This window comes from Agrobacterium sp. 16-2014-1-2a, assembly GCF_053522705.1.
On record NZ_JBNWBX010000002.1, the window covers coordinates 123,479 to 136,187 of the forward strand.

General features: G+C 60.5%; 11 protein-coding genes. 7 read left to right on the forward strand and 4 right to left on the reverse strand.

Going from position 1 to position 12,709, the window contains the following annotated elements; all coding sequences use genetic code 11:
• Nucleotides 1–3 precede the first annotated feature (3 nt).
• From ung to ACQZ45_RS09445, 4 genes are all read left to right on the forward strand, one after another.
• Nucleotides 4–696 (forward strand): uracil-DNA glycosylase, encoded by a 693-nt coding sequence (gene ung, locus ACQZ45_RS09430; RefSeq protein ID WP_025594362.1) that lies wholly within the window; start codon nt 4–6, stop codon nt 694–696.
• Nucleotides 697–817: 121 nt separating this feature from the next.
• Nucleotides 818–1,894 carry a siderophore-interacting protein gene (locus ACQZ45_RS09435; RefSeq protein WP_065662147.1) on the forward strand — a complete coding sequence of 359 codons (1,077 nt, stop codon included), beginning with the start codon at nt 818–820 and terminating at the stop codon, nt 1,892–1,894.
• 165 nt (nt 1,895–2,059) lie between these two features.
• Nucleotides 2,060–3,004, forward strand: a complete 945-nt coding sequence (locus ACQZ45_RS09440; protein WP_065687539.1) for a VOC family protein — start codon at nt 2,060–2,062, stop codon at nt 3,002–3,004.
• A 169-nt stretch (nt 3,005–3,173) separates the two neighbouring features.
• A complete protein-coding gene (locus ACQZ45_RS09445) occupies nt 3,174–3,788 on the forward strand; it encodes an alpha/beta hydrolase (RefSeq protein WP_065687509.1) in 615 nt (204 codons plus the stop codon).
• Between the two features lie 117 nt (nt 3,789–3,905).
• On the opposite strand, the gene ACQZ45_RS09450 is transcribed toward ACQZ45_RS09445, so the two are convergent.
• A complete protein-coding gene (locus ACQZ45_RS09450; RefSeq protein WP_013636743.1) occupies nt 3,906–4,490 on the reverse strand; it encodes a transglycosylase SLT domain-containing protein in 585 nt (194 codons plus the stop codon).
• 682 nt (nt 4,491–5,172) lie between these two features.
• Between ACQZ45_RS09450 and ACQZ45_RS09455 the strand changes: the two genes are divergently transcribed.
• Nucleotides 5,173–5,706, forward strand: a complete 534-nt coding sequence (locus tag ACQZ45_RS09455; RefSeq protein WP_113292375.1) for a transglutaminase-like cysteine peptidase — start codon at nt 5,173–5,175, stop codon at nt 5,704–5,706.
• A gap of 53 nt (nt 5,707–5,759) precedes the next feature.
• Here the strand turns inward: ACQZ45_RS09455 and ACQZ45_RS09460 are convergent, their stop codons facing one another.
• On the reverse strand, nt 5,760–6,647 hold the full coding sequence (locus ACQZ45_RS09460) for a DMT family transporter (RefSeq protein ID WP_035251928.1): 888 nt from the start codon (nt 6,645–6,647) through the stop codon (nt 5,760–5,762).
• 240 nt (nt 6,648–6,887) lie between these two features.
• Here ACQZ45_RS09460 and ACQZ45_RS09465 point away from each other — a divergent pair, with 240 nt between their 5' ends.
• A complete protein-coding gene (locus ACQZ45_RS09465) occupies nt 6,888–8,186 on the forward strand; it encodes an adenylosuccinate synthase (protein WP_003513983.1) in 1,299 nt (432 codons plus the stop codon).
• 70 nt (nt 8,187–8,256) lie between these two features.
• Nucleotides 8,257–10,536: a ribonuclease E domain-containing protein gene (locus ACQZ45_RS09470; RefSeq protein WP_162736268.1), complete on the forward strand. Its 2,280-nt coding sequence runs from the start codon at nt 8,257–8,259 to the stop codon at nt 10,534–10,536.
• Between the two features lie 253 nt (nt 10,537–10,789).
• Here the strand turns inward: ACQZ45_RS09470 and rpoH are convergent, their stop codons facing one another.
• Nucleotides 10,790–11,692: an RNA polymerase sigma factor RpoH gene (rpoH, locus tag ACQZ45_RS09475; RefSeq protein WP_003491840.1), complete on the reverse strand. Its 903-nt coding sequence runs from the start codon at nt 11,690–11,692 to the stop codon at nt 10,790–10,792.
• A gap of 165 nt (nt 11,693–11,857) precedes the next feature.
• A complete protein-coding gene (locus tag ACQZ45_RS09480) occupies nt 11,858–12,682 on the reverse strand; it encodes a class I SAM-dependent methyltransferase (protein ID WP_025594353.1) in 825 nt (274 codons plus the stop codon).
• Between the last annotated feature and the right edge of the window lie 27 nt (nt 12,683–12,709).

Below are 12,709 nucleotides of genomic sequence, written 5' to 3' on the forward strand. Positions count from 1 at the left end.
ATCATGGCAGAGGCAGGCGTCAAACTCGAAGACAGCTGGAAACGTGTTCTTTCCACCGAATTCGCCAGCCCCTACATGCAGAAGCTCAAAGATTTCCTGCTTGCCGAAAAAACTGCTGGCAAGCACATCTTTCCCAAGGGTGCCGAATATTTCCGGGCGCTGGATCTGACCCCGCTCGACAGGGTCAAGGTCGTCATTCTGGGGCAGGACCCCTATCATGGGGTTGGCCAGGCACATGGGCTTTGCTTTTCGGTGCAGCCCGGTGTGCGCATTCCGCCCTCGCTCGTCAATATCTACAAGGAACTGCAGAGCGATCTGGGCATCCGCCCCGTCAGTCACGGTTTTCTGGAAAGCTGGGCGAAACAGGGTGTGCTTTTGCTCAACAGCGTGCTGACGGTGGAAGAATCGCGCGCTGCCTCGCATCAGGGGCAGGGCTGGGAAAAGTTCACCGATGCCGTCATCCGCGCCGTCAATGACGAATGCGAGCATGTGGTGTTCCTGCTCTGGGGTTCCTATGCCCAGAAGAAGGCGGCTTTCGTGGACCAGAAAAAACACCTCGTGCTGCGCTCGCCGCACCCTTCGCCGCTTTCGGCCCATAACGGCTTTTTCGGCAATGGCCATTTTTCCAAGGCAAACGCCTTCCTGGTATCCCATGGCCGCGAGCCTATCGACTGGCAATTGCCGGAAACTGCTTAAGCAACCTTCCAGCCTCCTCCGTCATGCCGGCTCAAGACGGGCATGACGGGGAGTGCAGCAAACATCTTTACAGCGCAGTCGGGTCCGGTTTAAGAATACTCGACTACAAAGTGAAGGATTTGTGCCCGTGTCTCTCCTGTCTGCAGAAACCTCTGTCTCGCTGCCCGATCCCGCATCGATCGTCGATGCTTTCGAGGATCATTTTTCGGAGCATATGGAGATGGAGCGGGAAGGGACGACGGTGCGTTTCAAGGCGGAATATGGCCATGGCAGCTTCAGCGCCGAAGGTGGCCGGTTCGCCGCCCGGGTAAGCTGCGTTTCGGAACATATATTGACGTCGGTCAAGGCCATGGTGGCTGAGCATATCGTTGAGTTTTCCGGCAAGACGGGACTCGATTTCCGTTGGAGCGGACACGGCGCCTATCAGCGCGAGCTACCCAATCTCTTCGTCGGCAAGGTTGCCCGCGCCTATAATCTGACGCCGCATATGCGCCGTCTCGTGGTGTCCGTCGAAAGCGGTATTGAAAGGCTTGTCACCGGCGGCATGCATGTTCGCCTGCTGCTCGTTCCCGATCAGGCGCGCGCTGCGGTCTGGCCTTATCTCGCGCCCACCGGCGCGATCGTCTGGCCGGCGGGCGACGATCTTCTGACGCGGCGCGTCTATACCATCCGCTCCGGCGATGTCGGCCGCGGTGAGGTGGATATCGATTTCGTCATGCATGAGGGCGATGACATGCCGGGCGCAAATTTCGGTGCGACGGCAAAGCCGGGCGACGTTCTCGGCATCATCGGTCCGAGCGGCACTTGCCCGGAAGCGGAGCGTTACGTCTTTGCCGGCGACGAGACCGCGCTGCCGGTGATGCTGCGCATGGCGGCGGAAATGCCTGTTGGCAAGACGCTCAGCGTCTATGCCGAGATCGACAACGAGGCGGAACGGCAGGAGATCGTCTGCGCAGCCAATGTCGAATGGACATGGCTTTATCGGCGCGGCAAGCCCGCCGGCACATCGGGCCTTATCGAACAGGCGTTGCGCGGCCATGCCTGGACGGGCGAGCATGACGGCCTGCATGTTTTCGTCGCCTGCGAGAAGTCCGAGGCGAGGGCGGCGAAATCCTTCCTCACTGATGAGATCGCCTTCCCCAAGGCATCGCTGCGCGCCGTCGGTTACTGGAGCATGGGCCTCGCCGACGATCATTGAGGCATGCCTCTATCGACTGGGTTGAACAGTCGGTTTTATCGTTCACCAATCGGGAACAATCCGTTCCTGTTGCCGGTCTATGCCCGCAGCACTTCTTACCCCATCTTCACGCCATGAACACGGCTGGCCCGATTGACGGGCCGCCAGGGCGAAAAGGGGTTTTTCATGTTGAACCAGATCAAGGGCCTGCACCACGTCACCTCCATGGCCGGTAGTGCGCGCCAGAACAACGGCTTTTTCACCGATACGCTCGGCCTGCGCCGGGTGAAGAAGACGGTCAATTTCGATGCGCCGGATGTCTACCATCTCTATTATGGCGATGAGCTCGGCACGCCCGGCTCCGTCATGACTTACTTCCCGTTCCCGCATATTGCCCGTGGTCGTCCCGGCACCGGCGAAGTGGGCACAACGCTGTTTTCCGTCCCGGAAGGCTCGCTCGGCTACTGGCAGGATCGTCTTTCCAAGGCGGGCGTGGACGGTCTGAAGGCTGACGAGGCATTCGGCAATAAGCGCCTGCATTTTGCAGGTCCCGATGGTGATGGTTTTGCGCTGGTCGAGGTCAAGGATGATGCCCGTGCGCAGTGGACCGGCAATGGGGTCAGTGCGGATCAGGCGATCCACGGTTTTCAGGGCGCGTCCTTGCGCCTTCATGACGAAGGGGCAACCGCCGAGCTTTTGAAGTTCATGGGGTATGAGGAAGTGGACCGCCAGGATGGCGTGCTGCGTCTCGGCATGCCCGGCGGCAACGGTGCTGATGTCATCGACATCGAAACCATGCCGAACATCTCCGGCGCGCGCCTTGGCGCGGGTTCGGTGCACCACATCGCCTTTGCGGTCGAAAACCGCGAAAAGCAGCTCGAAGTCCGCAAGGCGCTGATGGATACGGGCTATCAGGTGACCCCGGTGATCGACCGCGATTATTTCTGGGCGATCTATTTCCGCACGCCCGGCGGCGTGTTGTTCGAAGTGGCCACAAACGAGCCAGGTTTCGACCGCGACGAGGATACGGCGCATCTCGGCGAGGCGCTGAAGCTGCCGACCCAGCACGCGCATCTGCGCGCCCAGCTGGAAAAGCAGCTGGAGCCGCTGGGTGACGAGAAGGCGGTTTAACCCTATCGGACCTGGCCATCCTTTGGCGAAACGTTAGCCACTCTTTTCTTCTCCCCGTCCGGGGAGAAGACGACACGCTGAAACCTCTCGCTCGACATGTGATGCCTAATGCCTTGCGGCAGAGTGAGTTCGGTATCGCTGCATTTCTCCTTTCAGAAAGGATTATCCAATGACCAAAGACACATATTTCCACAAATCCCGTGCCGGCGTTGCGGGTGCACCGCTTTTCGTCGTGCTGCACGGCACCGGCGGTGATGAAAATCAGTTCTTCGACTTCGGCTCGGGCCTGTTGCCGAATGCCACGATTGTCTCGCCGCTCGGCGATGTCGCCGAACATGGCGCTGCGCGGTTTTTCCGGCGCACGGGTGAGGGCGTTTACGACATGGCCGATCTAGAGCGGGCAACAGCCAAGCTGGCGGATTTCGTCAAAGCCAACCGGGAGCACTATCAGGCTGGTCCGGTAATCGGTCTCGGTTTCTCCAACGGCGCGAATATCCTCGCAAATGTGCTGATCGAACAGCCGGAGCTTTTTGATGCCGCCGTGCTGATGCATCCGCTCATCCCGTTCGAGCCGCAGGCGGCTGCGGCCAAATCCTCGCGCCGGGTGCTGATCACGGCCGGAGAACGCGATCCCATCTGCCCGGTGCCGCTGACGAAGGCGCTGGAAAAGAGCCTTGAAGCGCAGGGCGGCACGGTGGAAACGGTTTGGCATCCGGGCGGGCATGAAATCCGTTCGAACGAGATCGAGGCGGTGCGGGAGTTTCTAGCGCCTTATGGAGGGTAGCTTTCTGCCCGGCCTCCTTCCTCACCGGCATGCCGGATCTAGTCCGGGGTGACGGTGAGGGTAGGTGATCCGCCTTTCCGCATCGCAGCCAGGCAGAACGATCCTGCTACCCCCGCCTTAGCGATATCCGCATTGCTGCAACTGCGCCTCGTAACGCAGCGCCATGTTGGCGGAGCGGCGGGCGGCTTTCTGGACGGCGGAATTGTTGCGCCAGCTTCCCTTGGCGTAACCGGCATGGCCGGAATAATAAGCGAGGTAGAGGTTATAGGGATCGTTCAGCGCAATGCCGTTTTCGCGGCGGCTCTTGGCGTGATACCAGCCGACGAAATGGATCGCGTCGGTGAAATCCGTGCGGCTTGCCGACCAGCGGCCGGTTTCGCGCTTGTAGACTTCCCATGTACCGTCCAGCGCCTGGGCATAACCGTAAGCGGTGGACTGGCGCGTCCAGGGAATGAAGCCGAAGAGTTTGGTGCGCGGCGGGCGGGCATAGGGGCGGAAGGCAGATTCGGTGTAGATCGTTGCCATCATCACCGGCACCGGCACGCCGAACTCCCGTTCGGCTGCCCTTGCGTCACGTCGCCAATTGTTGAAGAGGCCGTTCCGCTGCTCGAAAATCGCACAGGCATTGGTGACCTGCGACGGTGCGGTTGCGCAACCGGCCAGAACAGTCATCAGTAAAACAACGGCAAATACGCCACGCATCGCGGAACCCTTTCGTTCCGCTATTCTTAAATTGCTAACCATTAACGTCGGGTTTTAAGACAAGGTTAATTCAAATGCCGCCGATCAAGCGCTTGTTAACCCGCTGAAAATTCCTGTGTCCGGGATGCGGCAAAACCATGGGGTGAGTGGCGTTTTTTTCCGGGCATGGCATTGCCGGCATCCCCGCACATCCCCGGTCTCACAAAGCCGCTTATGCTTATCCCATCCCGGTCATCCAGCGTGCGCGCGGCGCAAGGTGGGCGGGGCAGGCGGCCAAAACCGGGGAGTTTCCCGATGTCACGGTTGAGGCGGCCGGCATGTGCTCATCCTCCAAACAGGAACCGGTTTGGCGGGCGGGTCACATGTTGAAGCCGGGGCCGCATCGTCTGCAAAACCCTACTACACCATTTGATACTCCCGCAGCGATGCGGCCCCTTTATCGCTTCTAAGCGTTGCCTCGGTTTCGGGGCGACGGGCGCGGGCTATGTTTCCGGAGAGCCTGCCCGCTGTACAAAAATGAAAACCGATAAAATTGTAGCAATCGGCTTAAAGCGGCTGAAAACAGTGCTGTGCCATTGTGGGATCACAGACAAGGAGCGGACAACCTGCAAGGACGGGGCCGCTGCGGAAAACAGAAATCGAGACCGGCACAAGCCGGCGGATCGTCAAACGGGGTATGAAAATGCTGAAGAAGATTATTGCTGCCGCCATCTGCGGAATTGCCATTGCTTCCATGTCCACTCATGCCGATGCGGCTGGTGCCGCCGGTTTTGCCCGCAGCTTTGCCGCAGCCGAAAAGAGCGCCGTAACACAGATCGGTATTTCGGCGCCCGGCGGTTTCGATGGCTGCGTTCTGTCCGCCGGCCAATGCGTTTCGACGATTGGCGCGCCGCTGACCGGCGAACGCCGCGATGAACTGCTGCGCGTCAACCGCGATGTGAACGCCACCATGGGCGCACTCGATGATTATTTCTCCGGCTTTTCAGCCGATGTTCCGGCAACGCCTTCGGTAAGCGCCAATGATTGTGGCGATTGTGCTGCGATCAAGCGCACGGCACTGGCCGGTGCCGGCTGGTCTTCCGCAGCACTGCGCCTTGCCTTTTTGCTTGATGATGACGGATCGCTCGAAAAGGTGCTTGTTGTCACCACAGACAAGGGCGATATCGTGCTCGGCAACGCCGCTTTCTCTCCGGTTGAGCGCGAAACCGCGCTCTAACCCGAACTTTTCATGCCTGCCAGACTGCGCCGGTTTTCCAGACCCTTACGGGATCAGGAAGCCGGCGATTTTTTTCGTTCCGCCACGGCAATGCCGGCCAGCGCCATCACCAGCGCCGCGATCTGGTAGGGATGCAGGGTTTCGCTGAGGACGATGACAGAGAGAAGCGTGCCGAAGACGGGGACGAGGTTGATGAAAAGACCGGCGCGGTTGGCGCCGATCTGCTCCACGCCCTTGATGTACAGGATCTGGGCGATGAGCGACGCGAAGATGGCGGCATAGACCACCAGCACCCAACCCTTCTGATCGGGCCAGACGACGTTGTCGCGTGAGATTTCCCAAAAGACCAGCGGGACTGAGGTTAGGAGGGCGAAAAAGGCTGGGATCGCCATCAGCGTGCGCCAGTCCACGATTGGTTTCCAGCGCAGGATGACGGTGTAGATGGCATAGACCAGCACCGCCAGCAGCATGATGGCGTCGCCGGCATTCATCTCCAGTTGCAGCAGCGAGACCGGATCACCATGCGAGGCGAGAAGCGCCACGCCGGCAATGGTGAGACAGAAACCGGCGATCTGGCCGAACAGCACGCGAGTGCGGAACAGGATGAAGTTCAACACGAATATGACCATGGGAATGCCCGCCTGGATGACGGCGGCATTGATGGCGGAGGTGTGCTGAAGCGCGGTATAAAGAAAGACGTTGAAAGCGGTGTAACCGACACTGCCGAGCGCGAAGAAGTAAGGCAGGCGTTTTTTCACCACCGGCCAGTCCTTGATGAGCTGCGGCACGGAAATGGCGAAGATGATGGCGACGGCCAAAACCCAGCGCAGGAAGGTAAACGCCATGGGGCTGATGTGGCCGACGGCGAGCTTTCCGGCAACGGTATTGCCACCCCAGCAGAGCGTGGCGATGATGAGGGCGAGATAGGCTTTCGAAGGCACGCTGATGTTTCGCTTCTTCAAGGGGCGGGAAAAGGCTAAGGGGTGAATAGCGGCCTTGCGTCCGCGCTTGTCCCCCCACGGGGCGAGATAATGCGGAATTCGACGTTTTGTCACGGAAAAAGCAAAATTCACCATAAGAAACAGGGTCGCTTTCCGTAAAACAACGCAGTATACATTCGCGGGTTTGGGTTTCCCATCGGGTTATCGGGCGCGCAAGCGCCATGAGCAGGAAAGCAAGAAATGACGAATGTTGTGGTGGTCGGCTCGCAGTGGGGCGACGAAGGCAAAGGCAAGATTGTCGACTGGCTGTCCGAGCGGGCAGATGTCGTCGTGCGGTATCAGGGCGGCCACAATGCCGGCCATACTCTTGTCATCGATGGCATCAGCTACAAGCTTTCGCTTCTTCCTTCCGGCGTCGTGCGTCCGGGCAAGCTCGCCGTCATCGGCAACGGCGTCGTGGTCGATCCGCATGCGCTGATCGCTGAAATCGGCCGTCTGGAAGTGCAGGGCGTAAAGGTTACGCCGGAAAACCTGCGCATTGCAGACAATGCCACGCTCATTCTTTCCCTGCACCGCGAACTTGATGGCATGCGCGAAGACGCCGCCTCCAACAGCGGCACCAAGATCGGCACCACGCGCCGCGGTATCGGCCCGGCCTACGAAGACAAGGTCGGCCGCCGCGCCATCCGCGTCATGGATCTGGCCGACATGGAGGCGCTGTCCGCCAAGGTCGATCGCATCCTGACGCATCACAATGCGCTGCGTCGCGGCTTCGGCGCTGCTGAAGTTTCGCATGAAACCATCATGGAAGAGTTGAGCTCGGTTGCAGAACGCATCCTGCCGTTCAGCGAAACCGTATGGCTGCTGCTCGACAAGAAGCGCCGCGCCGGTGCGCGCATCCTGTTCGAAGGCGCGCAGGGCTCGCTGCTCGATATCGACCACGGCACATACCCCTATGTCACCTCTTCCAACACGGTTGCCGGTCAGGCCGCTGCCGGTTCGGGCATGGGTCCGGGTTCGCTGGGTTATATTCTCGGCATCACCAAGGCCTATACGACCCGCGTTGGCGAAGGTCCTTTCCCGACCGAGCTGCATGACGAAATCGGCCAGTTCCTGGGCGAAAAGGGCCATGAGTTCGGCACCGTCACCGGCCGCAAGCGCCGTTGTGGCTGGTTTGACGCAGCGCTGGTGCGCCAGTCGGTCGCCACCAACGGCATCACCGGCATCGCGCTTACCAAGCTTGACGTTCTCGACGGTCTGGACGAGCTGAAAATCTGCGTCGGCTACAAGCTCGACGGGCAGGAAATCGATCATCTTCCCGCAAGCCAGGGTGCGCAGGCTCGTGTCGAGCCGATCTATGTCACGCTGGAAGGCTGGAAAGAATCTACCGTCGGCGCCCGAAAATGGGCGGATTTGCCTGCTCAGGCAATTAAATATGTCCGTCAGGTGGAAGAACTGATCGGGGCGCCTGTCGCGCTTCTGTCGACAAGTCCGGAGCGTGACGACACCATACTTGTGACTGATCCGTTTGAGGACTAATGTCCTCGGCGATCTAGATTCATAAACCATATCGGGCCGGTACGTCGCCGGTCACGACGAGAAAGTGCTTATGGCGGATTTTGTAGCAGTCATTCGCAAGGCCGTGGATGGCTTGGCGAACAATACTCCCGAAAACCGGGCGAAGGTTTACGACAAGGCGCGCAGTGCGGTTGTGCGCCAGCTCGAGAATATGAAGCCACGTCCGCCGGAAGAATTGTTGCGCCGGCAGATCGCCAAGCTGGACGCCGCCATAGCCGAGGTGGACAGTGAATATGCCGAGGCCTTGCCGGCACTGGAGGAGGATGATGCTTTCTCCCCCGTGGCGGAAGAGGCGGATGCTGTCTATCATCCGCAGGACGTTGCCGAAGAGCCTGCCGTTCATGCCGCCGAGCGGTACGAGCCGGTGGAGGAAGAGCCTGCTCCGGTTGTGCCCGCACATTCGGAGCCGGTTTATGAAGAACCGGCCCGCGAAGAGGAGCCTCGCCCCGAGGAACCCGTCGCCGCTTTAATCCCGCATGAGGAGCAGCATTACGGCGCGCGTGAGCCGGAGGAGCTTTACGACGCACCCGAACCGGCCCGTGTCGCGCCGGTTCATGAAGCCGGTCCTCACGAGGAAGTCGGTACCTATTTCACCCGCGCGCATGAAGAGCCGGCCTATCAGCCGGAGGACGAGCGCGTTGACGATATCGCGCCTGAAGCGGCGGCCCCCCATGCCGATGATTCCGTGCCGCCCCATTGGGCGCAGCCGGTTGACGAGGATGACTGGCGCAAGCTCGAAGAAGCGCAGGACGAGGATGTTCGCCCGGCTGCCGAGGCCGAAGTGCGCCACGAGAGGGACGACCATTCCGTCGTCGCCGGTTATTCCGCGCAGCACTATCAGGCCCCGGATGTCAGCTTCGAGCCGGAGCGGCGCGACGGGAACGAGCATGCCGGTTACCGCGCTGCTGCCGATCACGATCCGATTTTTGGCGGGCACGACGATTTTTCCGAACCCCGGCAGACCGAAGACACGGCTCCGAAGAAGGCTGCTGTCGTCGAGGACTTCTCGTCCTATTTCGAGGATACGGATCTCGCGATCCCGCCGAAGGCCACGCCTGCGTTGCCGCGCGCCGATAACGATCCCTTCGATGACCGTGCCTCCAAGGACAACAAGGAGCGCACGCCCTGGGACGATCTGGACGAGCTGATCGGTTATGACGGCGCATCGTCTTCCAGCCGGGCAACGACGAACGAAATGCCCGCTCTCGGTGCTGGTGCCGCGACGCCCGCTTACATGGTCAAGAAGAAGCCGCGCCGGAATTATGCCTCGCTGGTACTTGCGCTTGTGGGCGCCGGGCTTCTTGCCGGTGGTGGTTATGCGCTGTGGTTGAACCGTGATGCGCTGAACGACATGGTCGGTGGCCTGGTGCAATCGGCACAGAAGGATGGCGGCACCCAGACGCCTCCAGCCAATACGGCGCAGACGCCGACATCCACACCGCCAGCTGCCCAGCAGCCGCCCGCCAGCGGGCAGCAGCCGACGACAAGCCCCACCAATCATCAGGCGCAGCCGCATGCCGATGACGGGTCCGTCACCGGCACGAAGTTCACCCAGCGGCTTCTGGCCGACGGAACCGAGCGCGACGAGGGGCCGGCGCCGGGCGCCAATGGCCAGCCCGTCACGGCGGAAGGCCAGTCGGTCTATGAGCAGAATGTTGCGCCGCCGCCTGCAGGCGAGGCTCCGGCCAATACGGCTGCGGGTACTCCGGCTGGTACGCCGCCGGCACAGCCGCCTGCTGCGGCCGCTGCCGCCACGGGCGACCGCATGTTCCTCTACGAGGAAGTGCTCGGCCAGACGGTTCCGACCGCCATTCAGGGCAGCGTTTCCTGGTCCTTGCAGCAGGAAAACGACAATGAGGGTCGTCCGTCCGCAACGGTGCAGGGCCAGATCACGGTTCCCGGCCGTGGCCTCAGCGCGCTCATCACCTTCAAGCGCAACACCGATCCTTCGCTTCCGGCAAGCCATCTGATCGAAATCGTCTTCTCGGTTTCGCCCGGTTTCGAAGGCGGCGCGATCGACAGCGTCCAGCGTATCGCGATGAAGAGCACGGAGCAGGATCGTGGTAATGCCCTGATCGCGGTTCCGGCCAAAATCACCGACGATTTCCACATGATCGCGCTCAACGACTTCCCGGATGCGATGAAGACCAATCTGGAGCTGTTGAAGAGCCGCAACTGGATCGACATCCCGGTTTCCTACCGCAACGGCCGCCGTGCGCTTCTGACCTTGCAAAAGGGCAATGACGGCATCGCCGCCTTCGACACGGCGCTACGCGAATGGGCGGCTGCAAAGCCCGCGACCGGTCAGTGATTGGTGTGGGGGATCGGCTAAAGCCGGTCCCCTCATTTCTTCCTTATGTCTTGCAAATAAAAAGCCCGCAGATCTCGCGATCTGCGGGCTGAGAAATTTCCTGGCAAAGAATCTCACTCTTTCGTCACGCCGGACATCAAGGGGAGTGAGAGGGGATGGCAGTCGAGCCAGCTACTCCGACGTCATCCTCGGGACAGGCCCGAAGATGACGTAGCCGATAAGTTCAGCCCCACTCTCTTAAAAAGACCGAGCCTTACGCATCCACCACGCGCAGCGCGCGGGCGGCTTCGAGGGCTTCCTTCTGGACGGCTTCCTGAACCTTCTCGAAGGCGCGAACCTCGATCTGGCGCACGCGTTCGCGGCTGATATCGAACTCGGATGAGAGTTCTTCCAGCGTCACCGGGTCTTCGGCAAGGCGGCGGGCCTCGAAGATGCGGCGTTCACGATCGTTCAGCACGCCCATGGCCTTGGCCAGCATGCGGCGGCGGGTTTCCAGCTCGTCCTGCTCGATCAGCACGGCTTCCTGGCTTTCATGGTCGTCCACCAGCCAGTCCTGCCATTGGCCGGATTCGCCTTCGGATGCCTTGATGGGCGCATTCAGCGATGCGTCGCCATGCAGGCGGCGGTTCATCGAGATCACTTCTTCCTCGGAAACCTGCAGCTTGGTGGCGATTTCCTTGACGTGTTCCGGCTTCAGATCGCCATCGTCGATCGCCTGGATACGGCCTTTCAGCCGGCGCAGGTTGAAGAACAGGCGTTTCTGGTTGGCAGTCGTACCCATCTTCACCAGCGACCACGAACGCAGGATATATTCCTGGATCGAAGCCTTGATCCACCACATGGCGTAGGTGGCCAGACGGAAACCGCGTTCCGGATCAAACTTCTTCACCGCCTGCATCAGGCCGACATTGCCTTCGGACACGACTTCGCCAATCGGCAGGCCGTAACCGCGGTAACCCATGGCAATCTTGGCAACAAGGCGCAGGTGGCTGGTGACGAGCTTGTGAGCGGCGTCGCGGTCGCCATGCTCGGCGTAACGCTTGCCAAGCATGTACTCTTCCTGCGGCTCCAGCATCGGGAATTTACGGATTTCGTCGAGATATCTATTGAGACCGGCTTCGCCGGCCGTAATTGTAGGCAAACTATTGCGGGCCATAAAGCACCCCCTTATCTATGGTCTGGAACGGCACCCTCATCGATTGGCGATTACTCGCCCAAGGCACACCGCTAGTGGCTGGTCGTTACCGACCCCGCACGAACCCACGTAACAAATATGTATGCACCCGCCGCGTTTCAAGCGAACACAGCGTTCACACATGCGTTATGTCCCGGCGACACCTTCTTTGACCTGTTTAACTTTCGAACGGTAAATTCGTTCCGAAAAACCACCGAGACCGGAGCGCACCATCAACTCATACATGACCCGCCGGCGGGTGGGGTTGTGCAGGCGAACGACCCGGGAGCCGAGAAACTCCGTTTCGACATGATCGAGTGTCTGCAAGTCGGGGCCAGAGGCAATCGCGTCCGCGTAGACAGCGTGAAATTCCCGGCGGCAGACATAGGTCTTGTATTTCGTCATGGCGAAGCAGGCGAGGCTGTGGCCGTGGGTGCGCAGAAAATCGGCGACGCCAACGGTCACTTCCGGCCATGCGGGGTTGAAGGTATCGTCGAAGACGATGACGCCGTGCGGGGCGATCACCTCCAGCGCCAGTTTCGCGTCCGCCAGCACATGGTGCAGGTGGTGCCCGCCGTCGATGCTGAAGAACCTGACGGGACCGGTCCGCGACGTAATATCGGTGGGTGCGAGCCGGGTGCTGTCGCCCTTGATGATCAAGTCCTCATCCATCGCAAAACCCAACCGCCTGCCGTTTTCCATCAGGCGGTCATATTGGTCGAGGCTTCCGTCCGAGGGTGGGTCGAGTTCGAACAGGTCGACGCCCAGAACCTTTTCCTGCGGCTGCGCGAATTTGCGCAGCAGAAAATAGGAGCGGCCATAATAGACGCCGATCTCCGCCATGCCGCCCTTCAGGCCGTCCCTTGTCTGCGCCTGCAGCAGCGCCTTGAAGACAAGCGCGTCGGGTGGGTCGATATAGCCTTCGACGCTTCGTAATCCCTGAAAGATAAACTGGCGTTCATCGGTGTTCATGCGCGATAGATCCCGTCGTCATGCCGG